The organism is Gemmatimonadota bacterium (assembly GCA_016712265.1).
GTDB lineage: Bacteria > Gemmatimonadota > Gemmatimonadetes > Gemmatimonadales > Gemmatimonadaceae > RBC101.
Genome location: JADJRJ010000030.1, coordinates 23,808 through 47,612 on the forward strand (window position 1 = coordinate 23,808; position 23,805 = coordinate 47,612).

Annotated in this window: 25 protein-coding genes; 11 read left to right on the top strand and 14 right to left on the bottom strand. The window is 67.9% G+C overall.

Annotation, left to right across the window (positions count from 1 at the left end):
- Window positions 1-43: 43 nt before the first annotated feature.
- From IPK85_15345 to IPK85_15395, 11 genes are all read left to right on the top strand, one after another.
- The gene (locus IPK85_15345; protein ID MBK8248756.1) at window positions 44-1,123 is read left to right on the top strand and encodes an aminotransferase class I/II-fold pyridoxal phosphate-dependent enzyme; all 1,080 of its coding nucleotides are present in this window, start codon (window positions 44-46) and stop codon (window positions 1,121-1,123) included.
- A gap of 277 nt (window positions 1,124-1,400) precedes the next feature.
- On the top strand, window positions 1,401-3,182 hold the full coding sequence (gene dnaX / locus IPK85_15350; protein ID MBK8248757.1) for a DNA polymerase III subunit gamma/tau: 1,782 nt from the start codon (window positions 1,401-1,403) through the stop codon (window positions 3,180-3,182).
- A 20-nt stretch (window positions 3,183-3,202) separates the two neighbouring features.
- Complete coding sequence (locus tag IPK85_15355) at window positions 3,203-3,532, top strand: YbaB/EbfC family nucleoid-associated protein (protein ID MBK8248758.1); 330 nt, start codon at window positions 3,203-3,205, stop codon at window positions 3,530-3,532.
- Between the two features lie 13 nt (window positions 3,533-3,545).
- Window positions 3,546-4,136, top strand: coding sequence for a recombination protein RecR (recR, locus tag IPK85_15360; GenBank protein MBK8248759.1), 591 nt, complete (start codon window positions 3,546-3,548; stop codon window positions 4,134-4,136).
- 34 nt (window positions 4,137-4,170) lie between these two features.
- On the top strand, window positions 4,171-4,662 hold the full coding sequence (locus tag IPK85_15365) for a roadblock/LC7 domain-containing protein (protein ID MBK8248760.1): 492 nt from the start codon (window positions 4,171-4,173) through the stop codon (window positions 4,660-4,662).
- 15 nt (window positions 4,663-4,677) lie between these two features.
- Window positions 4,678-5,355, top strand: coding sequence for a gliding-motility protein MglA (locus IPK85_15370; GenBank protein ID MBK8248761.1), 678 nt, complete (start codon window positions 4,678-4,680; stop codon window positions 5,353-5,355).
- 13 nt (window positions 5,356-5,368) lie between these two features.
- On the top strand, window positions 5,369-6,091 hold the full coding sequence (locus IPK85_15375; GenBank protein MBK8248762.1) for a CDP-alcohol phosphatidyltransferase family protein: 723 nt from the start codon (window positions 5,369-5,371) through the stop codon (window positions 6,089-6,091).
- A gap of 4 nt (window positions 6,092-6,095) precedes the next feature.
- Window positions 6,096-7,355: a competence/damage-inducible protein A gene (locus tag IPK85_15380; protein ID MBK8248763.1), complete on the top strand. Its 1,260-nt coding sequence runs from the start codon at window positions 6,096-6,098 to the stop codon at window positions 7,353-7,355.
- Between the two features lie 92 nt (window positions 7,356-7,447).
- On the top strand, window positions 7,448-7,963 hold the full coding sequence (locus IPK85_15385; protein ID MBK8248764.1) for a nucleotide exchange factor GrpE: 516 nt from the start codon (window positions 7,448-7,450) through the stop codon (window positions 7,961-7,963).
- A gap of 13 nt (window positions 7,964-7,976) precedes the next feature.
- Complete coding sequence (locus IPK85_15390) at window positions 7,977-9,107, top strand: J domain-containing protein (GenBank protein MBK8248765.1); 1,131 nt, start codon at window positions 7,977-7,979, stop codon at window positions 9,105-9,107.
- Window positions 9,108-9,260: 153 nt separating this feature from the next.
- Window positions 9,261-10,232 carry a glycerophosphodiester phosphodiesterase gene (locus tag IPK85_15395; protein ID MBK8248766.1) on the top strand — a complete coding sequence of 324 codons (972 nt, stop codon included), beginning with the start codon at window positions 9,261-9,263 and terminating at the stop codon, window positions 10,230-10,232.
- Here the strand turns inward: IPK85_15395 and IPK85_15400 are convergent.
- The 14 genes from IPK85_15400 to IPK85_15465 all read right to left on the bottom strand — a co-directional run bounded on the left by IPK85_15400 (window position 10,218) and on the right by IPK85_15465 (window position 23,800).
- Window positions 10,218-11,357: a beta-lactamase family protein gene (locus tag IPK85_15400; protein MBK8248767.1), complete on the bottom strand. Its 1,140-nt coding sequence runs from the start codon at window positions 11,355-11,357 to the stop codon at window positions 10,218-10,220. The two genes, IPK85_15395 and IPK85_15400, sit on opposite strands and share 15 nt — an antisense overlap.
- 54 nt (window positions 11,358-11,411) lie before the next feature.
- Window positions 11,412-12,512 (bottom strand): tRNA 2-thiouridine(34) synthase MnmA, encoded by a 1,101-nt coding sequence (gene mnmA, locus IPK85_15405; GenBank protein ID MBK8248768.1) that lies wholly within the window; start codon window positions 12,510-12,512, stop codon window positions 11,412-11,414.
- 2 nt (window positions 12,513-12,514) lie between these two features.
- Window positions 12,515-13,672, bottom strand: a complete 1,158-nt coding sequence (locus IPK85_15410; protein ID MBK8248769.1) for a cysteine desulfurase — start codon at window positions 13,670-13,672, stop codon at window positions 12,515-12,517.
- Window positions 13,673-13,718: 46 nt separating this feature from the next.
- The gene (locus IPK85_15415) at window positions 13,719-14,456 is read right to left on the bottom strand and encodes an ABC transporter permease subunit (GenBank protein MBK8248770.1); all 738 of its coding nucleotides are present in this window, start codon (window positions 14,454-14,456) and stop codon (window positions 13,719-13,721) included.
- Window positions 14,453-14,632 carry a hypothetical protein gene (locus IPK85_15420; protein ID MBK8248771.1) on the bottom strand — a complete coding sequence of 60 codons (180 nt, stop codon included), beginning with the start codon at window positions 14,630-14,632 and terminating at the stop codon, window positions 14,453-14,455. The genes IPK85_15415 and IPK85_15420 overlap by 4 nt, the downstream gene beginning before the upstream one ends.
- A complete protein-coding gene (locus IPK85_15425; GenBank protein ID MBK8248772.1) occupies window positions 14,622-15,398 on the bottom strand; it encodes an ABC transporter ATP-binding protein in 777 nt (258 codons plus the stop codon). Before IPK85_15425 ends, IPK85_15420 begins: the two co-directional genes overlap by 11 nt.
- Window positions 15,395-16,018, bottom strand: coding sequence for a cyclase family protein (locus IPK85_15430; protein ID MBK8248773.1), 624 nt, complete (start codon window positions 16,016-16,018; stop codon window positions 15,395-15,397). Before IPK85_15430 ends, IPK85_15425 begins: the two co-directional genes overlap by 4 nt.
- Window positions 16,018-16,755: a bacillithiol biosynthesis deacetylase BshB1 gene (gene bshB1, locus IPK85_15435; protein ID MBK8248774.1), complete on the bottom strand. Its 738-nt coding sequence runs from the start codon at window positions 16,753-16,755 to the stop codon at window positions 16,018-16,020. Before bshB1 ends, IPK85_15430 begins: the two co-directional genes overlap by 1 nt.
- Before the next feature lie 76 nt (window positions 16,756-16,831).
- The gene (locus IPK85_15440) at window positions 16,832-18,076 is read right to left on the bottom strand and encodes an ABC transporter permease (GenBank protein ID MBK8248775.1); all 1,245 of its coding nucleotides are present in this window, start codon (window positions 18,074-18,076) and stop codon (window positions 16,832-16,834) included.
- Window positions 18,077-18,078: 2 nt separating this feature from the next.
- Window positions 18,079-19,320 (bottom strand): ABC transporter permease, encoded by a 1,242-nt coding sequence (locus IPK85_15445; GenBank protein MBK8248776.1) that lies wholly within the window; start codon window positions 19,318-19,320, stop codon window positions 18,079-18,081.
- 100 nt (window positions 19,321-19,420) lie between these two features.
- Window positions 19,421-20,089 (bottom strand): ABC transporter ATP-binding protein, encoded by a 669-nt coding sequence (locus IPK85_15450; GenBank protein ID MBK8248777.1) that lies wholly within the window; start codon window positions 20,087-20,089, stop codon window positions 19,421-19,423.
- 152 nt (window positions 20,090-20,241) lie between these two features.
- The gene (locus tag IPK85_15455) at window positions 20,242-21,516 is read right to left on the bottom strand and encodes an efflux RND transporter periplasmic adaptor subunit (GenBank protein ID MBK8248778.1); all 1,275 of its coding nucleotides are present in this window, start codon (window positions 21,514-21,516) and stop codon (window positions 20,242-20,244) included.
- A 12-nt stretch (window positions 21,517-21,528) separates the two neighbouring features.
- Window positions 21,529-22,998 (bottom strand): TolC family protein, encoded by a 1,470-nt coding sequence (locus tag IPK85_15460; GenBank protein ID MBK8248779.1) that lies wholly within the window; start codon window positions 22,996-22,998, stop codon window positions 21,529-21,531.
- Window positions 22,999-23,119: 121 nt separating this feature from the next.
- Entirely contained in the window at window positions 23,120-23,800 is a 681-nt protein-coding gene (locus tag IPK85_15465; GenBank protein ID MBK8248780.1) for a hypothetical protein, read from the bottom strand.
- Between the last annotated feature and the right edge of the window lie 5 nt (window positions 23,801-23,805).

Here is a 23,805-nt window from a genome sequence, read left to right on the forward strand (position 1 = left end):
TCGAGGCGCTGTCTGCCGTCTGCCGTCCTCTGTCCATCTTCCCGTGATCGACCTTCGCTCCGACACCGTCACGCGCCCCACCCCCGAGATGCGCCAGGCGATTGCCAGCGCCGTCGTCGGGGACGACTACCTCGATGGCGATCCCACCACGCGCCGGCTGGAGGAGGAGGTCGCCCGGCGGTTCGGCAAGGAACGTGGGTTGTTCTTTCCCAGCGGGACCATGGCCAACCAGGGGGCCATCTGGGCGCTGGGGGAGCCCGGCACCGAGCTGTATGTGGATCGCCACGCGCATATCGTCGATCGCGAGCTGGCGGCCGCGTCTGCCCTGGCGGGGATGCAACTGCGTACGGTTGAGGGCGACGGGCCGATGATGGATGCGGTCGACCTGGAAGGCACCATCCGGCATCCTTCGCCGTTTTTCCCGCGCGCGACCCTGCTCTGCCTGGAGAACACGCACAACAGCGCCGGTGGCATGGTGATCCCGCGCGCCGGGATCCAGGCCATGAGCCAGGTCGCGCGCCGGCACGGGATGCGAGTGCACCTCGATGGGGCTCGACTCTGGAACGCCTGCGTGGCGACCGGGACGGGGCTGGCCGAATTCGGCGAGCTGGCGGATACGGTCATGGTCTCCTTTTCCAAGGGACTCGGCGCGCCGGCTGGGGCGGTCCTGGTGGGTGATGCCGTGGCGATCGGCCGAGCCGACGAACACCGAAAGCGGTTGGGCGGCGTGATGCGGCAGAGCGGGATCCTCGCGGCGGGGTGCTTGCACGGCCTTGAGTACCACTTGGACCGGCTGGTGACGGATCACCACCATGCGGCCGAGTTTGCGGCCGTCGTCGATCGCGCGATTGCGGCGTCCGTCGTACCGCCGGAGACCAATATCGTGATGATCGACCTTGCCCCCGGGATGTCGGCGCACGACGTGGCAGGTCGCGCGCGCGAAGCGGGGGTGGCCATGGGGGTGTGGACCTCGTCGCGGCTCCGTACGGTCTTTCACCTCGATGTGTCGGCCGCAGAGGTGCAGCGCGCGGGCGAGGTGGTCCTGGCGGCGCTCGACGAGTCGTGGCGCGCCCTCGGCGATACGTCTGAATGGCCGGTGGCGGAGGGGGGAGGCACCGCCTAGCTTTCCCTTCGCTCCAGGTCCCGAAGGGCGTAAGTGCGCCAACCCCGTGAGGACCCCGAAGGTAGCAGCGGTACGCGATGTCGAGCGTCGCTTCGTCAGACCTGGAGTATCGCGCGGGGTGTTGATCGTGGGTCGATCAAGCCCCGCGCGAGTCGTTGGTGGGGTGCTTGTTCCCTGTTCCCGATGGCTGGGGCTTGCAGGTAGCCGACGATCGACGAATCGCGGTCTGCCGTCTGCCGTCTGCCGTTTTTCGTTCCTCCGATCCTCGTCCTCCAGCGTGCTCGCCCTCGCCCGAAAGTACCGCCCGCGGAACTTCAAGACCGTCGCCGTGCAGTCGCATGTCTCGACGACGCTGAAGGGCGCGATCGCGCGTGGTCGCGTGGCGCACGGCTACTTGTTGTGCGGCCCGCGTGGCGTCGGAAAGACGACCCTCGCGCGCGTGCTGGCGATGGCACTGAATTGCGAGGACAAGCAGCCGGATGGCGAGCCGTGCGGGCGGTGTGCCTCCTGCGAGCGCATCTGGGCGGGGAGTGCCTCACTCGACGTGGTGGAGATCGACGCGGCGTCCAATCGTGGGGTGGACGATGCCCGCGAGCTTCGCGAACGCGCGATGTACGCGCCGTCGGGCGATGACCGGTACAAGGTCTACATCGTCGATGAGGCCCACATGCTCACGCGTGAGGCCTGGAACGCCCTCCTGAAGATCCTCGAGGAGCCGCCGCCACGTGTGGTCTTTGTGTTCGCGACGACGGAGCCACAGAAAATCGCGCAGGCGGCGGCACCGGTCTTGTCCCGTCTGCAGCGGTTCGACTTCCGGCGCATGAGCCCCCGCGATATCCGGGAACGGTTGGGAGCCGTGCTCGCGGAGGAAGGGGTCCAGGCGGACGACGACGCCCTGGGGATGATCGCCCGCGCGGCCGACGGCTCCATGCGGGACGGCCTGTCGCTCACGGACCAGGTGCTATCGTTAGGCGCGGGGACCGTGACGGCGACCGCGGTGCGCGAGGCGCTCGGCTTGGTCGCGGAGGACGAATACCTCGCCATTCTTGACCTCGTGGCCGATCGGAGGGCCGGTGATGTCTTTCCCACGGTCTCCCGCCTCGCGGAGCAGGGGATCGACCTTGGCCAGTTCGTCACCGGGCTCGGAGAGATGCTGCGGGCGTACCTGGCCCTGTCCCTGGGGTCCGCGAGCGTGGAAGTGAGTGAGGCCGCGCGCGCCGGCCTCGAGGCACGCAAGGGACGGCTTTCCCCCGGCGACCTCCTCCGGATGCTCAACGGCCTCGCCGAGCTAGAGCCCAAGTTCCGGAAGAGCACGCAGCAACAGTTGCTGCTCGAGGCGCTCCTGGTCCGCTTCGCCCTGCTCGACCGCACCATCGACCTCGAGGAAGTGCTCCGCGAGACCGGTGGTGGCAGCGGGGGCAGAGGGGGAGCGAGCGGCCCGCCGGCACGGCGCGCGGCCCCGGGGCCGGAGCGAGCACCCCAGCGCGGTGGTGAGGGCTATCGGGCGGCTCCGCCGGCCGAAGCCGCCTCTGCCATCCGGCGCGTCGCTGAACCGACCCCCGCGGCTCCCCCGGAGCGCCCCCAGCGGGCAGACGAGCGGCCGCAGCCCTCCCGAGGGGCCACACCGTCGGTGGCGACGGAAGTCGTGGCTGACAGGGCTCCCAGGGGCGGCAGCGGGCCGCGCCCCGTTTCGACCATGGACATCAATTCCGTGGTCGAGCGATGGGACGACATCACGGCGGCGGTGCGACTTGAACGTCCCCTCGTTGCCGCGGTCCTTGAGCACTCCCTGCCGACCGCTGTTACGGCGACCGGGCTCCTGACCATCCAGACCGATGCCGGCGACGAGGGTTCGGTTCCGGCGAAGGACCTTCTTGCCGCGCTCATCCCGCACATCGCCGGTCTCACCAGGGTCGGGTTTGCCGGGCAGGCCGCGGCCTCGCGCCAGGCAACCCGGATGACCGCGGAGTCGGTGAAGTCAGACACCCTCGCCGCCCTTCGCAAGAAGTCGCCGATCATTGCGGCGGCGATCGACGCGCTCGACCTCGACCTCCTCTAGCCACACTCACCCGCCAGGCCATGGCCGACCTTTTCAAGATCCTGCAGCAGGCGCAGCAGGTGCAGTCAAAGATGGAGCAACTTCAGGAAGAGCTTGGCAGGCTTACAGTTACGGGCTCGGCCGGAGGTGGTATGGTAAGTGTCGAGGCCGACGGCAAGGGGAATATCAAGAAGGTCAAGATCGACCCCGCAGCCGTGAATCCGGCCGATGTGGAGATGCTCGAGGACCTGGTGGTCGTCGCCATTACCGAGGCCCAGAAGCGGGCTGCGGAGAAGGCGAAGGACGCCACCCAGGCGGAGATGGGGAAGCTCACCGGCGGGCTGAACCTGCCGTTCAAGCTCCCCTTCTAGCTCCTCGACGCACATGTCCGCCATCGACGCGTTGGCGACCGAGCTGGCCCGGCTCCCGGGGATCGGGCGGAAGACCGCACTCCGGCTGACCTACCACCTGCTCAAGCAGCCGCCGGACCAGGTGCAGCGTCTCGCACACGCGTTATCGGTGCTCCGCGAGCGGATCCACCCCTGCTCGAGCTGCTATAACCTCACGGAGGAGGCCGAATGTGCCATTTGCCGGGATCCGAGGCGTGACGGAACGCTCATCTGCGCCGTCGAAGAAGCAGCGGATATCAGTGCGATCGAGCGGGCGGGGGAGTACCGTGGTCGGTACCATGTGCTGGGGGGCAGGATCTCGCCCCTGGACGGCGTGGGTCCCGGCCAACTGACGGTTCGGGAGCTCGAGCGACGGGTCGCCGCGGGAGGGGTCACGGAGGTCATCGTGGCTACCAACCCGAGCGTGGAAGGGGAGGCAACGGCGCTGTACATCCAGCAGTCGCTCGCCCCATACCGTGTTCGGGTTTCGCGCATCGCTCGCGGACTTCCCCTGGGGGGAGACCTCGAGTTCGCGGACGGTGGCACGATCGCGCAGGCGTTGTTCGCCCGGCGCGAGATGACCTAGGTGGATCGCTCCCGGTCTCCCTAACGAGTCGGGTATGAACTTCGGTGCCACCAGCTGGTCCCTTTCAGAAGCCGATCACACCTCCATCGGGCAGGTGTTGCAGCGGTTCCTCTTTGACAGCAAGGCGCGGTGTGCCTTGCTGGTCGACAAGAGTGGGCAGCTCATCACCACGACGGGCGAGCGCCCGGCTTTTGACGTGACAGCGTTCGCGACCCTCGCCGCGGCGGACTTCGCCGCGAACGACCAATTGGCGCGCTTGATCGGGGAGCGGGACTTCTCGACCCTGTTTCACCAGGGCGAACGCGAATCCATGCTCCTGGCCGATGTCTCCCGACGGGTGATCCTTGTCGTGCTGTTCGACCATCGCACGACCCTCGGCATGGTGAAGCTCAAGCTGCGCGGTGCGGTGGATGAACTGGGGCGCCTCTTCGAGCGCATGTTCTCGGCCGGCCTCAAGAAGCCGGCGGGTTCCGCGCCGGCCCTCCTCGGTGACATCGAGGATGAAATCGACCGTCTCTTCCAGTAGCACGAGGCCCTTCCGATGTCGATGATCAACTACGCCTCGCGCGAGATCAACTGCAAAATCGTGTATTACGGCCCCGGGCTCGGCGGCAAGACCACCAACCTGGAGCATGTCTACCAGAAGGTGTCGCCCAATACCCGCGGCAAGCTCATCTCCCTGGCCACCGAGTCCGAGCGCACCCTCTTCTTCGACTTTCTCCCCGTTGACCTGGGGACCATCCGCGGCTTCAAGACCCGCTTTCACCTGTACACGGTGCCGGGGCAGGTGTACTACAACGCCAGCCGGAAGCTCATCCTCAAGGGGGTCGATGGCGTGGTGTTTGTCGCCGATTCCCAAATGGACCGGATGGAGGCGAACCAGGAGTCGATGCAGAACCTGTATGACAACATGCAGGAATACGGCCTCGACCTCACCCGGATCCCCTTCGTGATCCAGTACAACAAGCGTGACCTGCCCAACGCCGCCGCCCTCGGCGAGCTGCAGTCCGCCCTGAATCCGGGCTGGGAAGTGACCGACCCGGTACGAAAGCGGGCGGTGCCGGATGCGTATCATGCCGGGGAGTACCTCGTGCAGCAGCTGCCGACCGGGGAATGGGTGGAACGGGCCCCTTACTTTGAGGCGGTGGCAGTGACGGGGGACGGAGTCTTCGATACCTTGAAGGCAGTTTCGAAGCTGGTCCTGAAGTCGCTGTCCTGATGCCCCCTCCCGCATGAACCTCCCCAACGCGATCACGCTGAGCCGCATAGCCGCGACCCCCGTGATCGTGGCGTTGATCTTCAACGCGGGTTGGGTGCCGAGGTTCAGCGCGTGGGTCCTGTTTGTGGTGGCCGCGGTGACGGACTACGTGGACGGCAAGCTCGCGCGGGACCGGGGGCTCGTCACCAACCTGGGAAAGGTGCTGGACCCACTCGCCGACAAGCTCCTCCTCCTGGCGACGCTGTTCCCGATGTATTGGCTCACGCGCGACGTCGCCCTCCTGGCGTCCACGCCAGGGCCTGACGACTGGGCGGCCGCCGGCACCATCGGCCCCATCGTCCAGAACGCCAAGATCGCCTGGCCGTTCGTGACGCCGATCGGGCTGGTGGGGGCCCCGCTCTGGATCATTGGCATCGTCCTCGGGCGCGAAGCCTTCATGACATTCTTCCGCCACTACGCCCAGCGCCGCGGGATCGTCATTGCCGCCATCGGGCCGGCCAAATGGAAGACCGCGTTCCAGTCGATCTGGGCCGGCGCTGCCTTTTTTTGGTATTTCGCCGCGGCCGCGGCTGCTGAACACCGGTGGCAGAGTGACGCGTGGCACGCCTTCGCCCACTTCAACGGCATTGTCGGCGCGCTATCGATGGTGGGGGCCGTCTCCCTGACCGTGTACTCCCTGTGGCTCTACCTGCAGCGGTACGGGCCGCTCGTCCTCGCGCAGCGTCCCCGACCCTGACCGCGTGCGCGCAGTAGAAATCGTCACCATCGGCGATGAACTCCTCCTCGGGTTCACAATCGACACCAACGGCGCCTGGCTCGCGCGACAGCTGGGTGAGCTTGGCATCCCGGTCACGCGCCGTGGATCGGTAGGAGACGAGCGCGCCGCCATGACCGCCGCCGTGCAGGACGCCCTGGAGCGCACCGGGGCCGTCATCACCACCGGGGGACTCGGCCCCACCGCAGACGACATCACCAAGCCGGCTATCGCCGCGTTGTTTGGTCGCGACCTGTATTTCGACGAGGCGCAGTGGGAGCACATCCGCACCCTATGGCGCACCCGTCGCGGGACCGAACCGCCCGAGGTCAACCGCCAGCAGGTGATGCTTCCGGTAGGTTGTCACGTCCTGGTCAACCGGCACGGGACCGCCCCGGGAATCTGGCTCGAGGACGATCGCGGGCGATGGGTGGCGATGTTGCCGGGAGTCCCCCGCGAAATGCGCGGTATTTACACCGACGAATTGGGGCCACGCCTCGCGTCGCGCATTGGGCCGGCCGGGCTTCCGATCCGGTCGACCACCATCCGCACCACCGGGATCGCCGAAAGTGCGCTCCCAGAGCGCCTGGGCGACGCGGCGCGCGGGGTCCTCGGACTTTCGCTGGCGTACCTCCCGGGTCAGGAAGGGGTGGACCTCCGGCTCACCGCCCGCGGCCTCAGCGCTGACGTGGCCGAGGTGCGGCTCGGCGAGGCTGCACGGGTCCTCGAAGAGCGCGTCGGAACCCCGGTCTATGCCCGAGGGGCCACGGATCTGGCCGAGGTGGTATTGAACCTGTGCCGGAGCGGTGGCCTGACCCTCGCCGTGGCCGAGTCGTGCACCGGGGGCCTGCTGGGTGAACGGCTCACATCAATCGCAGGGGCGAGTGACGTCTTCCTCGGTGGGGTGATCGCCTATGCCAACGAGGTCAAGGAACAGGTGCTCGGCGTCGATGCGTCGGTGCTGCTCGCGCATGGGGCGGTGAGCCAGGAGGTGGCGCGGGCAATGGCGTCGGGCGCTCGCGCGCGGACCGGGGCCGCAGTGGGGGTGGGAATCACCGGGATTGCAGGGCCCGGCGGTGGCACCCCTGAGAAGCCGGTAGGCACGGTCTGCATCGCGGTCGATATCTCTGGGCATGAGCCGATGGCGATCCGGGGGCAGATGATCGGCGACCGTGCGGAAATCCGCTTTCGCGCCACCCAGGCCGCGCTCGATATCGTGCGCCGGCAACTCGCCTCAGTCCGCTAGATTTCGGGTCGAAACTCCCCCTTCGTGATCCATGTAGTCGTTGCCATATGTCAGAGTCAGATCCGACCATCGAAACCGCCGCCATCGACCCCGTGCAGTCCTCCCCCGCCGAAGGAGAGGGCGGAGGGAGTGACACCGGTATTTCCGGTGACCCCGTGGCCGAATGGAAGGCCGCGTACGAAGAGCAGCGGGACAAGTACCTGAGGCTCGCCGCAGACCACGAGAACTTCCGCAAGCGTGCGGCCAAGGAACGGCTGGAGGCCGGCGTCCGGGGCCAGGGCGAGTTGATCGGAAGCTTGGTGGAGTTGCTGGATGACCTTGGCCGGTTCTCCCAGGTCGATCCGTCGACGACGGATGCGCGCACCGTGGTGGATGGTGTGTCGATGGTCGAGAAGAAGGCCATGAAGGCGCTCACGACGCAGGGGCTCGAAGTGGTGAACCCGGTCGACCAGCCCTTCGACCCGGCGCTGCACGATGCCGTGGCGACCGAGCCCGCCGAGTCCGAAGGGCACGACCAAACGGTGGCCCGCGTGTACCAGTGCGGCTACGTCTTCAAGGGGCAGATGCTGCGGCCCGCGCGGGTGGTGGTACGTCAGTGGAACGGCTGAGCCGGCGTTAGGCATGGCCCCACGCGACTATTACACCGTGCTCGGCGTGTCGTCCACCGCGACCCCCGACGAGATCAAGAAGCAGTACCGCCGACTCGCCAAGAAGTATCACCCGGACGCCAACGCGTCGGATCCCAAGGCGGCGGAACGCTTCAAGGAGATCTCCGAGGCGTATGCGGTGGTGGGCGACGCCGACAAGCGCAAGCAATACGACGACATGCGGCGCATGGGGTCGTTTGGTGGGTTCGGCGGTGGCGCGGGGTCGGGCACGCGCCCGCGTCCGGGCACGTCGACCCCGCCCGGCGCTGGGCCGGGTGCCGGCCGCTACCAGGACTTTGACGTCGGTGGCCTCGGCGGGCTTGGCGACCTGTTCTCCTCCATGTTTGGGGGGAGTGGCAAGGGCGGGCGCACGCGCGCCCCGGAAGCCGGGCACACCATCGAGAGCACCCTCGAGGTCCCGTTCCGTGTGGCCGCGGCCGGGGGAAAGGTGCCCATTGAGCTGGACGTCAACGACGACTGCGACAGCTGCGGGGGGTCGGGCGCGGCACCCGGGGCCACCCTCGCGGCCTGTCCGGAGTGCAAGGGGCGCGGCGTCATCTCGTTTGGCCAGGGTGGGTTCGCCGTCAATCGACCGTGTCCACTCTGTGCCGGTCGAGGCCAGGTTCCAACCGAGCGCTGCGCGACCTGCAATGGCGCCGGCGAAGTGCGCGCGCGCCGCAAGGTCGTCGTGACCGTGCCCCCGGGCGCGGACACGGGCACCAAGATCCGGCTGAAGGGACAGGGCACCAAGGGGAGCAACGGCGGGCCGCCCGGCGACCTGATCATCACGTTGCAGGTCCACGAGGACCGGTTCTATTCGCGCGAGGGCACCGACCTTGTCGCGACCGTCCCGCTGAACATCGCGCAGGCCACGTTAGGCACGCGGATCACCGTTCGCACGCTGGACGGGAAGAAGGTCACCCTCAAGGTCCCTCCGGGCACGGGGAGCGGAAAGCGGTTCCGGGTCCGTGGCCAGGGGATCGAGAAGGACGGACAACGGGGCGACCTGATCGTCGAGACCGGGATCGCCGTGCCTGAGGCGCTCACGGAGGAGCAGGAAGCGCAGTTCAAGGCGTTTGCCGAGTCCGCCGGCCTGAAGTTCTAGGAGGCACCGACGCACCGGCTCGCGAGTCACGATTCCGCCGCGCCTCTTGGCGCCTCCGCGCCGCGCACCGAAATTGGCGCGGTGACCCGGCTCCTCTTCCTCTCGGCGCTCCTCGTCGCCGCCTGTCGGGCGGCTCCGCCCGCCCTCCGACCGATGACGTCAGCAGCTCCCCTCATCATCGCGCATCGCGGCGCCAGCGGCGAGCTTCCCGAGCATACGCTCGAAGCCTACGACCGCGCGATCACGCAGGGCGCCGACATCGTGGAGCCAGACGTAGTCAGCACCAAGGACGGTGTGCTCGTCGCCCGCCACGAAAACGAGATCGGGGGAACGACCGACGTCGCGACGAAATTCCCGGGGCGACAGCGAACGGGCGTCGTCGATGGCGTGACCGTCACCGGGTGGTTTGTCGAGGATTTCACGCTTGCTGAACTGAAGACCCTCCGCACCCGCGAACGCCTGGCGTCCCGCTCCCACGCGAATGATGGGACGTTCCTGGTGCCAACCCTCGACGAGGTGCTGGCGCTCGTCCGGCGGCGCGAACGGGAAACGGGGCGCGTGATCGGCGTGTATCCGGAGACCAAGCACCCGTCACACTTCCGCTCGATCGGGCTCCCGCTCGAGGATCGCCTGCTGGCCGTCCTTGCCAACCATGGCTTCACCGGTCGCGACGACGCGGTTTTCATCCAATCGTTTGAGGTCGGGAACCTCAAGGCGCTGCGGGAGCGCACCTCCATTCGCCTGATCCAGTTGGTGGATGGGGCAGGGTCGCCCTGGGACCAACGGGGCGCCGGTGGGCGAACGTATGCGGCGATGGTTACGCCGGCCGGGTTGCGTGAGGTCGCGACCTATGCGTTCGGTCTCGGGCCGGCGAAGGCACTCGTGCAGCCGGTCTCGCGCGAGGGCACCCTCCTGCCCCCGACGACCCTCGTGCGCGACGCGCATGCCGCCGGGCTCGCGGTGCATGTCTGGACGATGCGCTCGGATGCCCCGTTCCTCGCTCGTGCCTTCAACGGCGATCCGCTCGCCGAGTGGAAGTTGTTCGCGTCGTTAGGTGTCGACGGGATCTTCGGCGACTTCCCGGGGGACGGGGTGCGGGCGCTGCGGCCCTTACCCGCCCCGTGACGGGGCAGTGCAGCTGGCTCGGAAGGCGGCCGCGAGTTCGTCCAGCCACTCCATGGGGTCCTGAGGCAGCTGGGCGTCGTCACTCGAGTTGACCTGCACGGCGATGGCGACACCCTCCGGCTCGAACCATCGCACGAAGCTGAGGTAACCGGGGATGTAGCCCGTGTGGTACACATCCACCCGGTTCCCACGCGTCACGACGTCAACCCCGAGCCCCTTCCAGGTGGTGACGCTATCGGGGAGGCCGCTGGGGCGAGCCGTGATGGCGGGCCACAAGCTGTCCGGGAACAACACGCCAAGACGCCAGCCGGCGAACCAGCGCGCGAGGTCGGAGGGGGTGGAGACCCACCCGCCGCCACCCCACTCGAATTGCGGGTTGTACACCAGTCGGCCATCGTGCATGAGCCGCGCCTGCCCAAAGAGCCCGCGCGGACCGTCGTAGCCCACGGCCAAGCCGTCGATCTGCGCGGCACGGGCGCCGGTGCTCGCGGTCAACCCGGCCGCGCGAAACAACGTGTCGGCAATCCACTGGTAGGAATCGGCTCGGATCACCTGGTCCAGCACCGCTGCGAGGACCACGTAGTTCAGGTCACTGTACCGGACCTTCCCCGTATCCGAGAGCGTCGCGCGCTCCAGGACGCCAAACCAGTCGTCGGGGCCGCGCGCACGGAGGGGATCGCGGATCAACGCCTCCATGAAGGGGGCATCGTACTCCGGGTATCCGGTCGTGTGCAGCAGCAACATCCGCGGCGTGATCCTTGACGCGCGCGGGACGCGCAGGAAGGAGTCGATCGGCGCATCCAGGTCCACGGCGCCGCGCGCGGCGAGCCGCAGCGCCATCGCCGCCCACATGGTCTTGCCGACGCTCCCGGCGAGCAGCCGGTCGGACGTCGTCATGGGGCGCCGCGCTTCGCGGTCGGCAAATCCCACGGCCGCAGCCACCGGCGCCGGCCATCGGGACGGGGCATACATCGCCCCGGAGATCCCGGGCACCGGATTGCGCGCGTGCGCACGCGAGAGCACGGCGATGAGGGAGTCGCGGGCCGAAGCCGCGATGCAATCGGATGCGGGGGTCGCCGGGGCACAACCGACGAGCGCAAGGAGGCCGAAGTGGAGTCGTCGCACGGGAGCGGGAAGGGTCGCGTGTGACACCGTCGGCCGGGCGAGGGTTGCGCCCGCCTACCCTGCGAGCAGTGCCAGTGGGCGACGCGCTCCCGCCGCGCGATCGATAAGCCCCCCGCCGATCACCCGTTCCCCGTCGTAGAGCACGAGCGACTGCCCGGGTGTGATCGCCGCGACCGGCTCGTCGAGCGCCAGTTCGATGACGCGCCCTTCTGCGCGCGCGATCTCGGCGGCGGCGAGGGGCGCCCGATGGCGAACCCGCACGTGGACGCGATCCCCGACCTGCGCCGGCTCGCCCAGCCAGTTCATGGACCCGGCGACCACACCATGGCCGAGGAGCGCATCGCGGGGACCAATGACCACCTCACGCGTCGCGGGACGGATGGCGACCACAAACATGGGTTGCAGGAACCCGCCGGGCAGGCCCCGGCGCTGGCCGATCGTGTATCGCGCGTAGCCCTGATGTTCGCCAACCACTTGTCCGTCCATAGTGACCACGGGGCCGGGCTGGAGCGCGGGCGTGTCCGCGCCGAGGCGGGCCGCAATGACCTTCGCGTGGTCGCCGTCGGGCACGAAGCAGATGTCCTGGCTCTCGACCTTGTCGGCAATCACTTGCAGCCCGAGCTCACGGGCGACCTGGCGCGTCTCGGCCTTCGTCCGGTTGCCAACGGGGAGCAACATCCGTGTTAGCACGCGGCGGTCGATCCCCCAGAGGAAGTACGTCTGGTCCTTGTCCGGATCGAGGCCGCGGTGCAGCGCGCCGTCCACGATGCGCGCGTAGTGTCCGGTGGCGATGAACGTCGCGTCAATCGCGTCGGCCTTACGCAACAGGTCACGAAACTTCGTGAAGGTGTTGCAGCGCACGCAGGGGATCGGGGTGCGCCCGGCCACGTACTCCGCGACGAAGTCGTCGACCACGTCGTGGCCAAACGCGTCTTCGAGGTTCAACACGTAATGCGGGACACCCAGCTGCTCGCAGACGCGCCGCGCATCGTTGACCGAATCCAGCGAGCAGCAGGGCCGGTCGGGCAGGTCGTCGCCGTGGCAGAACAGCTTCATGGTCGCCCCAACCACATCGTACCCCTCATGCACGAGGAGGGCCGCGGCCACGGACGAGTCCACGCCGCCAGACATCGCCACGAGCACGCGCGGGCGCATGCTCAGGTCACGCCGGCGAGTCGACGCGCCTTGCCGATGAGGGCAGGGAACAACTCGGCCACGCGTCGCACGTCGTCGTCGGTGGAGAGTGCGCCGAGGGACATGCGGATGGCGGCGACGGCGAGTGCCGTCGGGACGCCCATCGCCGACAACACATGCGAGGGCGTAATGCTCCCGCTCTGGCACGCCGATCCTGCCGAGCAGGCCACGCCCTTGAGGTCCAAGGCCATGAGCAACGACTCGGAATCGGTGCCGGGGACCGAGATGTTCAGGATGTGTGGGGCACGCGGCGCCCCACGCCCGTGGATGACGGCATCGGGGATGCGCGCCAGGAGCGCGTCTTCCAGTTCGTCCCGCATCGCCTGGAGCCGGCTACACTCCGCGGCCTTTTCGGCGAGGGTCAGCTCCACCGCGCGCGCGAAGCCGATCGTCATCGCGACGTTTTCGGTTCCGGGGCGCCGGCCGCGATCCTGCGAACCACCGTGCATCAACGGCTCCAACGGCGTCCCGCGCCGGATATACATCGCGCCGATGCCCTTCGGTGCACCGATCTTGTGGCCGGACACCGTGAGGTAGTCCACCGGAAGGGCGCGGAGGTCAATGTCGACCTTTCCCAGCGCCTGCACCGCGTCCGTGTGTACCAGCGCGCCACAGTCCTTCGCGATGGCGGCAAGGGCTGGAATGTCCTGCACCACACCGACCTCGTTGTTCACCCACATCACGCTCACACAGGCGACGCGGGCGTCGACCTGCGTGCGGTAGGCGGCTTCGTCGACACGTCCCATTCCGTCCACGCCGACGATGCGCTCCTCGCCGCCCTCCTTCGCCGCCTGGTGCACCGCGGCAAGAACGGCCTTGTGCTCGATGGGTGTGGTGACGAGTGCGGGGCGAAGGTCGCGCAACGCTCGCCAGCTTCCGAGAACGGCCAGGTTGTCACCTTCGGTGCCCCCCGAGGTGAAGCACAACTCGTCCGGCTGGGCGCCCAGTGCATGTGCGACACGCTCCCGCGCCTCATCCAGCGCCGCACGGGCCTCACGGCCCCATCGGTGCCCGCTGCTCGGGTTCCCAAAGCGCGGCCCGAAGTACGGGAGCATGGCGTCCAGGACTTCCGGGCGGACGGGCGTGGTCGCGGCGTGGTCGAGGTAGATCGGGGCAGGCATCTAGGGAAAATGCGGTGTCCGGGCGCCGCGTGGTAGCGCCTTCCCCTCAGTCCTCGAGGACGCGGGTCCCACGGCCAAAGCGCAGGACCGCCCACCCAGTCAACACGGCGCCAACCCCGGTCATGATGACGGATGCCCAGGCGCCAAGCGCCTCGATTCCGGACTCCTGCGCCCAGGTGACGACCGCCGCCTGTCGCGTCTCACCGAGCGCTGCCAGCGCCGCCAGCGGGATCATGGTTGCCGCCAGCAGGAACACGCCGAAGAGCTGCTGGGCCTGGCGTACGGTCGCCGTTCGCAGGGAGACCGCGAGCCCCAGTCCGGAAACGAGTAGCGCGGAGCTGCCGATCAGGGAGAGCAACACGGCAAAGCGGGTCCAGGGCATGTACACCGCGGCCTCCCCAAAGCGCACCGTGACCGTGACCATCCCGATCGCGAGGTTGGTCAGGGCGAAGGCGTAGCCATACAACACGGCGGCGATGACCTTGCCGAGCAGGATCGCGGCATCCGGGAGCCGGGAGGCCAGCAGGGTCTCCAGGGTGTGGCGTTCGCGTTCGCCGGCGACCGAGTCTGTGACGATGGTCGACGTCATGCTGGCCGTGAGGAACGGCCAGTAGAAGAACATGGCGGGCGTGACCGCCCATTCGGGGCCGATCTGCAGCGGGACAAACACGCCGAGGAAGAGGATGACGAGGAGCACCGACCACCCGCCGCGCTTGAAGCGGGAGAACTGGTCGAGGATCTCGATCCACTCCTTGCGGATGACGGTCCAGAGGTCGGTGATCATTGGGGCCGCGCTCCGTCGGCGTCGCGGACGAGGTCGAGGAACGCCTGCTCGAACGAGGCGCGCTCCGGCGTGACGGCCTCGATGTCGACGCCGTGGCTTACCAGCCACCGCACCAGCTCGGGGGTGGCATCGGGACGGTGCAGCGTCACCCGGAGGGTGCCGGCGTCATCGGCCACGGCATGCACGACCGGGTGCGTGCCTAACGCCTCGCGAACCTCCAGGGGGCCAGGTGCGCGCCTGCACGCGGACCACGCTGGTCGACCGTTGGGCCCGCAGGTCGCCCGGGCTCCCGACCGCCAGCAACGTCCCGCGCCGGATGACGCCAACCGACGCGCAGAGCCGTTCCGCTTCCTGGAGGTTGTGCGTCGTCAGGAAGATGGTGACACCCTCGTCGCGCGCGAGGCGTTCGATGTCGTCTCGCAGGGTCGCGCTGGCCACGGGGTCGAGGCCGGCGGTGGGTTCGTCGAGAAAAACCAGCGGCGGGCGGTGCAGCACGGCCCGCGCGACCGCCAGCTTCTGCTTCATCCCGCGACTCCAGGTGCCGACGCGCTCTCCGCGGCGCTCCCAGAGCCCAAGTCCGCGCAGCAGCTCGGCGATCCGCGCGAGCGCCTCGGGTCGGGGGACGCGCCAGGCCCGCGCGTGGAACGCGAGGTTCTGCTCGGCGGTGAGCCGTTCGTACAGGCCGTGGTGTTCCAGCAGGGCGCCGGTCCGGGCACGCACGGCGGCGCCATCACGAGCCGGGTCAACGCCAAACACCCGCGCCTCCCCCGCGTTAGGCGTCACGAGACCAAGGAGGACGCGAATCAAGGTCGTCTTACCTGCGCCATTCGGGCCGAGGAACCCGAAGACGGTTCCCGCTGGCACCTCGAGGTCGAGGTGGTCCAGCGCGCGTACGGTCTTGAAGTCGCGCACCAGCCCGCGCGCGAGGATGGCAGCCGTCATGCCCTGGGGCGAAAGAGGGCGCGGACCGGGGCGGCGTCGAGGCCGCGCAGTCGCATCGGCAGGGCGAGCAGCTCCCCAGGACCGGCGGGCACGCCCCGCAGGTCGAGGTTCTCGAGCACGCAGGCGCCAACGCCAAACAGCGCATGATGGTTCTCCAGCGTCTTGCTCTCACGGTCGTCCACCGAGGGGCAGTCGACCCCGAGCAGGCGGAGGCCCCGTTCGGCCAACGCATGGATGCATCGCGTGCTGAGCGACGGCCAGCCGTCCGGGAAGGCGCCTTCTGCGATCGTGGCGCCCGTGTGCAGCAGGAGGCGTGGGACCGGGCCCGGTGGCAGCGCCAGTTGTTCCACCTCGAGGGCGCCCGTGCAGGGACGCACGTCGACAACGATGGCGTTGCCGCGAAAGGCCTCGACCGGCAGCCACTCGGAAGCCGGCGCGCCATCACGGACGTGCAGGGGGGCGTCGGCATGGGTGCCCACGTGCGGGCTCCCACTCAGGCAGGAGACGTTGACCGAGGCGCCCTGGGCGATCTGCCAGGCCCACCGACAGTCGAACGGTGTGTCGCCCGGCCACGGTGGGGTCCCGGGATGGACGAGAATGCTGAGGTCGTGCCAGGTCATCAGAAGGTCGAGACGCCTAACGATACGACGTCGTCCACGGCCATCGTCTCCGTGGTCACGAACGGCTCGCCGTATCGCACGCGGATGAGCGAGCCGTAGTGGGCGCAGTGGTGACGGATGATCTCGGCGAGTGGCTCGCCGTTCGGGTAGACCTCACCGGCCTGCGTCGCGCCCTCGAACTGCGACTGGTAGGCCTGGATCGCGGCCAGCTTGGCGTCGAAGGTATCGGTGATGTCCACCACGAAGGAGGGGCGCTGGTGGTCTTCGCGGAAGGTGATCGCGTGGAGCACCTTGAACGGCCGGAACGGGGGGGTGGTGGTGTCGGTCTTCGCGAGCCCGGCGACAAACACCGCGTCGCGGATCAGCTCCGCGGCGACGCGATGGTCGGGATGCCGACCGAACGGGGCGGGAGCCGGCGCGATGACCACACGTGGCCTCAATCGGCGGAACACGAGGGCGAGTGCGCGTCGGGTCTCCGGGGTGTTGGTGATCCCCGAATCGGGGAGCCCGAGGTTCGCCCGTACGGTTACGCCGAGCAAGCGGGCTGCCACCTCGGCCTCCGCGGCGCGCAGGGCCACGGTGCCACGGCTCGCCATTTCGCCGTGGGTGAGGTCGAGGATCCCAACCCGATGACCCTGACGCGCCGCCCTGGCCAGCGTGCCACCGCAGATCAACTCCGCATCGTCAGGGTGCGGGGCGATGGCCAGCAGGTCGAGGTCGGGGGCGGGAGGTGCCATGGCGGGAAACTACACGATGGTGGGAGCGGTCAGGAGCGGCAGATGGTGCGCGACGGCAGACGGCATTGCGATGCGCCTATTCGTATCGCAACGCTTCTACCGGGTCCATGCGGGCGGCGCGACGGGCGGGGATCATCCCGAACGTCACCCCGATCAGCACCGAGACCGCCACGGCGACCACGGTGTAACTGACGGGGACGGGGGAGTCCACGGCGACGAAGGCTGTGGCCACCTTCCCCACGAGGAGCCCGGTCAGGACTCCCAGCACGCCGCCAATCCCGGTGAGCGTGGCGGACTCGATGAGGAATTGCAGCAGGATGTCCCGCCGCGAGGCGCCTAACGCCTTGCGCACGCCGATCTCGCGGGTACGACTGGTGACCGACACCATCATGATCGCCATCACGCCAATGCCACCCACCAGCAGCCCGACCGACGACAGGGCGACCATCACGAGGAAAAACGCGCCGGTGAGCTTGTTGAACACGTCCAGGATCTGCGCCTGCGTCACGAAGTCGAAGTTGTCCTTGTCCGCCGGTCGCAGCCGCCGCATCTCGCGCATGGCAATCGTGACCGCCTCCTGCGCCTGCGCGATCGTCACCCCGGGCCGCGGCTTGATCGTGATGAACATCTCCTGGTCGCGGTTCACGTCGAACTGGTGATCGAGCATGCGGAACGGCACGATGCCCGCGGTTTCCACGCCGGGGGGCTGGAAGACGTTGTTCTCCGGCGCGTAGAGCCCGATGACCTCCGCCGGGCGCGCCCCCAACCTGACGATCTTCCCGATCGGGTTTTCCCGGCCCATCAGGCGACGGGCGTACGACTCGTTGAGCACCACGACGTTGGCGCCACTCAGCTCCTCCTGGCGCGTGAACCACCGCCCGGTCACGAGGTCGCCGCCAATGATCGACGAAAAGCCATCATCGGCGCCGTAGATGCGGTTGGGTTGGGTCCGCTCGCCGTTGTACTCCACGCGTCCCACCTTGATGGCCCAGAGCGACGCGTAGCCGATCTCGGGAAGCTCGGCGATCGTCTGCGCTTCGCGCATTTGGAGATCGGGACGGATGCGAACCCACGCGGGGGGTGCGTCGGGGTTGATCGGCGTCTGGGAGAAGACCTTGAAGACGTAGAACGTCGTTGGGCCCGCCGTCTCGATGGTGCGCACGATCTGCTGCTGCACGCCGTTGATCAGCGTGGCCATGGCCATCACCGTGCTGATGCCGATGACCACGCCGAGGATCGTGAGTCCAGCGCGGAGCTTGGAGGCCCGCAGGGTTTCGAGCGCGATCCCGACGTTCTCGCGCAGCTGGTCGGCGAGGATCATCGCTATTCGGCGCGCATCGCGCTGATCGGGTCCAGGCGGGCGGCGCGGCGCGCCGGGTACACGCCAAAGATCACCCCCACGCCGGCTCCCAGCGCGAGGGCCAGGGCCACCGACCACGTGGTCACCCGGGCGGGCAGGGGAGAGGCGGCGGCGACCAGCGACGCCATCGACCATCCCACGAACACCCCGAGCAGCCCCCCGAGGGTGGCGAGGACGATGGCTTCCACGAGGAACTGGCGTTCGATATCGCGCGCCCGGGCGCCCATCGCCTTGCGGATCCCGATCTCATGGGTGCGCTCCGTCACCGACATCAGCATGATGTTCATGATCACGATCCCGCCCACCACGATGCCGATCGAGACAATCGCCGGGACAATCGCGAACAGCACCCGCGTGAGCGTGCGCCAGAAGTCGACCAATGCGTCCGAGGTCTCGAGGGTGAAATTGCTTTCCTGCGTTGGCCTCAGGTGACGGGACACGCGCAAGGCCTCCTCGACCTGGGCCATGGCGGGCGCCACCTCGTCGGCCGTCGCGAGTTTCACCGAGACGGTCGTGGTGTTACGACGCCCGAAAATCATCTCGAAGCGGGTGAGGGGCATCAGGACGAACCCGTCAAACGATTGCCCCAGCACCTGGCCCTTGCGGCCGTTCACTCCAATGACGCTGAACCACTCGCCGAGGAGGCGCACGTCCTTGCCGATGGGGTCGACTTCTTCGAAGAGTTTTTCGGCGAGATCGGCACCCAGCACGACGACGGGCCGCCGTTCCTCGACGTCCACCTCTGTCAGGGGGCGGCCCTGCGTGATGCGATAGTCCTGGACGACCTGGTAGGGCGCCGTGACGCCCAAAACGAGGGCGTCACCCACCGTGCGGCCACGCCAGGTCACATCGGCCAACGGGGTCGGCCAGCCCGACTGCATCGACACCGCGTCCGCGTTGGGCATCGCGTCGCGGACAACGGCGGCGTCATCCTTGGAAATGATCGGGCGACGGGCGATCCGGTCCAGGTCCTCGTCGGCGAAACGCGTGATGTTGATGGGGGAGCGCCGCACCTGGAAGGTGTTGGTCCCGATCATCGCGCTGGCGACGTTGTCCTGCACGTACACGTTCATCCCCTGGATGATCGCCAGGACCGCGATCAGGAAGGTGACGGAAACGATGATCCCGAGCAGCGTGAAGAACGACCGCAGCTTGTTCGCCGCAATTTGGCCCAGCGCGGTCGCGACGACATCGCGGTTCTGCAAGGGAGGCGCCGAATTGGGAAGGAGGACGTCGGAAGATACACGAAGGGCGCTACGCGGATCGCGGAGCGCCCCTGGGGTCGAGCCGTCGCCCGTCGTTGGCTTACGCCAGCCCCATTTGCTGCTTGAACGACGAACGCTTGTCGTCGGACGCGACGAGCCCGTCCCGAAGTACCACGACACGCCGGGCGTGGGCCGCGATGTCCGGCTCGTGGGTCACCATGATCACGGTCTGCCCGGTGCTCGCCAACTCCTCGAACACCTTCATGATTTCGGTGGAGGTGGCAGAGTCGAGGTTACCCGTCGGTTCGTCCGCGAGCAGGATGGACGGCTCGTTGACCAGCGCCCGGGCGATCGCGACACGCTGGCGCTGTCCGCCCGAGAGTTCGTTCGGGCGGTGGTGCATGCGGTTATCCAGCTGCACGGCAGCGAGGGCGGCCTTGGCGCGTCGCTTGCGCTCGTCGGACGAGACACCGGCGTAGACCAGCGGGAGCTCGACGTTGTGCAGGGCGGTGGCGCGGGGGAGCAGGTTGAACGTCTGGAAGACGAACCCGATCTCCTTGTTGCGCACCCGGGCCAACTCGTCGTCCGACATCTTCGAGACGAGCATCCCGTTGAGCCAGTACTCGCCGCCGTTCGGGGTGTCGAGGCAGCCGATCAGGTTCATGAACGTCGACTTGCCCGACCCCGACGGTCCCATGATCGCCACGTACTCGTTGCGGCGGATGGCGATGTCGACGCCACGCAGGGCGCGGACGACCTCGCCCCCCATGTCATACTCCCGCTTGAGGCCACGGGTCACGATCACCCAGTCCTTGTCGGGGGTCGCGCCCGGGGCGCTGACCACCGCGCGCCGTTCGGCGGTGGTGCTCAGCGGGTGTTCGCCGGTGGTGCTCAGTCCTGCGTCGGCTCCAAAGTGGTCGGTCACGATTTCGGTCCGGTGGTGGGCTTCTTTTCCTCCGCCTGCTTGACGAGGTCCCCGTCCTTCAGCTCGCGAATCGCCTGGTACGTACCCCCGACGATCCGGTCACCCTGCTTGAGGCCGGAAATCACCTCGAAGAAGCGGTCGCCTGCGATCCCCACCTTTACGGGCCGGAAGGTCACTGTGTTGTCCGCGCCGACCACAAAGACCCCCTCGACGTCCTTCTTGCCCACTTCCTTCTGCGGTTGACGCCCCACCGGCATGGTCGTGTCGCCCGGGGTGATGTCCTCGTTCTCGCGCACGGTCAGGGCGATGATCGGGATGGAGAGCGCCTTGCCGCGCTGGTCGGTGACGATCTTGGCCGTGGTGGAGAAGTCGGGGCGGGTGTCGGCAGGCGGGTTGAGCAGCTGAATCGTGACCTCGTAGTCGATCGCCTGGTCGGTGGACGCGGCCGTGGCGGACCGCACGGAGCTGTTCGAGATCTCGACCACCCTGCCGAGGAAGGTGGTGTCCGTGAACGCGTCGATCTGGATGACGGCCGAGTCCCCGAGGGCGATGCGCGAGACGTCGGTCTCATCGACCTTGACCTTGGTCTCGAGGACGCTCATGTCGGCGATGGTGAGGAGAAGGGCCGCGTCCTTGTTGAAGTTGCCCGGGACGGCGGTCTCTCCCTCTTCCACGGCGAAGCGAGTGATGCGGCCGCTCATCGGGGCCATGATCACGGTTTTCGACAGCCGGCTCTTTGCGTCCGTGAGGCCGGCGACGGCCTGGTCCACATTGTGGTTCTGGGCTTCGAGCAGGGCCTGGTTCACCTCGACCTGCGTCTTGAGCTGTTCCAGCTGCTCATCGGACATCAGGTTGGTGTTGGCCTTCTTGATCTCGGCCGAACGCTCGTAGTTGCGCTGCGCCTGGAGCAGGTTGGCCCGCGCCTGGGCCGCCTGGGCGCGCGAGGCGGAGAGGGCGGCCTCGCTGCGCTGGACGGCGGCGACGTACTCCTGCGGGTCGATTTCAAGGAGGAACTGGCCTTTCTTCACGGCCTGTCCTTCCTTGACGGCGAGTCGCACGATGCGCCCCGAGATATCGGCCGCCACATCGACCTTGGTTTGCGGCTGGACCTGGCCGGAGGCGGTGACCGAGGCCACGAGGTCACGGGGCTCGACGGTGTCGATCCGCACGTCCGTGGCCTTCTTGCCGCGCTTGGCGGCGATGTTGGCGACGATGCTGCCCGTGGCGACCAGCGCCACGACGATGAGGGACCAACGGGCTGTCTTGCTCATGGGAGTCCTTGCCTAACGAAGAGGGCGTCCGACGGCGCCTTCGAGGGCCGCGAATGCCTTGTGAAAGTCGTAAATCGCGTTGATGCGATCCGTTTCGGCGCGTTCGTAGTCGCTGCGCGCCTGGGTGACCTCGACGAACGTGTTGGTGCCGATGCGGAAGCGCTCCTGGGCCAGGGCCAGCGCTTCCCGCGCGGTCGTGGCGTTCTGCTCCTGGAGCCGCACCGTCTGGTACGCCGTGGTGAGGTTGCGGTAGGCCGACGTCACCTCGGTCGTGAGCCGCAGTTCCTGCTCCCGGAGGCGGTACCGGGTGTCACTGCGTTGCGCCGCCGCTTCCTGCACGCGCTGCTCGCGCTGGAAGCCGTCGAAGATCGGCAGTGAAACCTGCATGCCGAAGTTGATCGGGCTGCGCGTGAACTTGAATGGAAATTGGGCGTTGGCGTCGCGGAGCAGGGCTTCCTGCGCCGGGGTGAACACGATCTTGTTGCAGACCGCGCCAATGCTGGACATCCCGGCCCCGCGCCGCAGGGAATCCGTCGTGAAGCACGAGGCGCGCGAGCCGGCCGCCTGCGATTGCGCCTGCTGGATCTGCCCGTCGAGGTTGGTGAGCTGCTGCGAAAAGCCGGAGAGACCGGTCTGCAGTGATAACGTCGGCAGGTACGACGCCCGCGCCGAGCTGACCGCGACGTCGGCCGCCCGCTGGCGGGATTGGAGGGCTTGCAGTGCCGGGTTGGAACGGCGGGCGAGGTCCATCACTTCCTGCAACTGGACTTTCGGCTCCTCGATCCCGAATGTGGTGGTCAGCTGGACATTCGCCGGCTGCTCGACCCCGATCTGCTGAAACAGGCGCAGTTTCTCAAGCTCAGCGCTGTTCTGCTCGCGCAGGCGACCGACTTGCGCTTGCCCCACCTGGACTTCGGCGCGCCGGACGTCGAGAGAAATCGCCGCGCCCACCTGCAAGCGCGCTCGGGCCAGCTCCAGCTGGGCCTGCGTGGAGACCAGCAGGGTGTCCTGGAACGCGGCTCGGGCCTGCGCCTGCAGCACGTTGAGGTACTGGGTAATCACGTTCATCCGCAGCTGCGCCGCGGCGTTCGTTACGTCCGCCTCCGCCGCCTCGAGATTCGCTTTCTGTTGCTTGATCCCGAGGAAGCTCTGGCGCGAGTACTGCGCACTGATGTTCAGGTCGCTGCTGGACGACAACACGTCCGAGGTCGAACCGAAGGCCTGGCCGGCGAAGAACTGCTGGCGCCCTTCGCGATACGACGACCCGAACGAGGTGTTCACATTCGGGAGCAGGTTGCCGTAGGCGGACCGCACCGCGGCGCCGGCCCGGGTGCGACCCGTGGTGGACTGCAGGTAGGTCGGGTTGTTGCGCACCGCAAGATCAACCGCCTCTTGCAGGGTGAGGACGGGCCCGGCCGCCTGGGCCATGGCCTGGGTGCCAATGGCGCTAAGTCCCAGCACGAGGGAAGCGATACGTCTCATGGAGCGGGAATGCGGTTGATGTGGGGTGCCGCGGGCCGTACGGGGCCCTTTCGGGCGCAGTTTCATGAAGCAAACTGCGACAGCCGCCCCGATGTTTCGGGGCGGCAACACGGAAAGACGATCAGCTGGCAGGGGGATCGTCCCTGAGCGCCACGATCCCCTTTGACGGGATAGTCACCTTCAGCAGGCGACCGGTTGCATCGACCCAGACCTCGCGGGTCACCCCCGTGGGTTCGGTCAACACCACGTGCCGCGCGTCCAGCGTGACCTGGCCGATGGTGACCTTGTCTGCGGTGACCGGGCTCGCCCGCAGGACCATCTGCACGTTCCGTCTGGGGATCACCACGGGGATGGTGACCCGCTCCGCACGTTGCATCACGAAGTAGTACTGATGGTAGACCTCGTCGTCGAGCAGCAGGGCACCATCGGCCGCCAGGTACTCACGCTCCTTGATCCCGGTGGCGGTTTCCATCTTCGCCGCCACCCGGCCCCGAACAATGCTCCCCATCCATCGCTCGCCACCCGCGGTGCCCCTGACGTCGATCTCGTACCGCGACGGCCGACCCGTCGAATCGGTCATCAACTTGGGGTTCAGTCGGCGATCCCCCAGGGAGACGCGTGCATGCGAGAGGTACTCCGCGCCACTTCCCCCAGGGGTGGACGAGATCGTGAAGTCCTCGCGGCCCGCCCGGGTGCCGTTTACGGTGACGGTGAAGGTCCCCTTGTCCAGGACCTTGACCCCCTGGGCACTGGAGAGGGCCGGGATCGCAAAGGCCAGGGCGAACAGCGTGCGCGCGTTCATGGGTG

Bases quoted from the DNA above. Each gene is read 5' to 3' on its own strand.
- recR (MBK8248759.1), top strand. From the start codon at position 3,546: ATGTCCGCCATCGACGCGTTGGCGACCGAGCTGGCCCGGCTCCCGGGG.
- IPK85_15460 (MBK8248779.1), bottom strand. From the start codon at position 22,998: ATGAGACGTATCGCTTCCCTCGTGCTGGGACTTAGCGCCATTGGCACC.
- IPK85_15450 (MBK8248777.1), bottom strand. From the start codon at position 20,089: ATGGGGGGCGAGGTCGTCCGCGCCCTGCGTGGCGTCGACATCGCCATC.
- IPK85_15390 (MBK8248765.1), top strand. From the start codon at position 7,977: ATGGCCCCACGCGACTATTACACCGTGCTCGGCGTGTCGTCCACCGCG.
- mnmA (MBK8248768.1), bottom strand. From the start codon at position 12,512: ATGCGCCCGCGCGTGCTCGTGGCGATGTCTGGCGGCGTGGACTCGTCC.
- IPK85_15415 (MBK8248770.1), bottom strand. From the start codon at position 14,456: ATGATCACCGACCTCTGGACCGTCATCCGCAAGGAGTGGATCGAGATC.
- IPK85_15465 (MBK8248780.1), bottom strand. From the start codon at position 23,800: ATGAACGCGCGCACGCTGTTCGCCCTGGCCTTTGCGATCCCGGCCCTC.
- IPK85_15455 (MBK8248778.1), bottom strand. From the start codon at position 21,516: ATGAGCAAGACAGCCCGTTGGTCCCTCATCGTCGTGGCGCTGGTCGCC.
- IPK85_15440 (MBK8248775.1), bottom strand. From the start codon at position 18,076: ATGATCCTCGCCGACCAGCTGCGCGAGAACGTCGGGATCGCGCTCGAA.
- bshB1 (MBK8248774.1), bottom strand. From the start codon at position 16,755: ATGGCACCTCCCGCCCCCGACCTCGACCTGCTGGCCATCGCCCCGCAC.
- IPK85_15370 (MBK8248761.1), top strand. From the start codon at position 4,678: ATGTCGATGATCAACTACGCCTCGCGCGAGATCAACTGCAAAATCGTG.
- IPK85_15355 (MBK8248758.1), top strand. From the start codon at position 3,203: ATGGCCGACCTTTTCAAGATCCTGCAGCAGGCGCAGCAGGTGCAGTCA.
- IPK85_15365 (MBK8248760.1), top strand. From the start codon at position 4,171: ATGAACTTCGGTGCCACCAGCTGGTCCCTTTCAGAAGCCGATCACACC.
- IPK85_15375 (MBK8248762.1), top strand. From the start codon at position 5,369: ATGAACCTCCCCAACGCGATCACGCTGAGCCGCATAGCCGCGACCCCC.
- IPK85_15410 (MBK8248769.1), bottom strand. From the start codon at position 13,672: ATGCCTGCCCCGATCTACCTCGACCACGCCGCGACCACGCCCGTCCGC.
- IPK85_15425 (MBK8248772.1), bottom strand. From the start codon at position 15,398: ATGACGGCTGCCATCCTCGCGCGCGGGCTGGTGCGCGACTTCAAGACC.
- IPK85_15430 (MBK8248773.1), bottom strand. From the start codon at position 16,018: ATGACCTGGCACGACCTCAGCATTCTCGTCCATCCCGGGACCCCACCG.
- IPK85_15395 (MBK8248766.1), top strand. From the start codon at position 9,261: ATGACGTCAGCAGCTCCCCTCATCATCGCGCATCGCGGCGCCAGCGGC.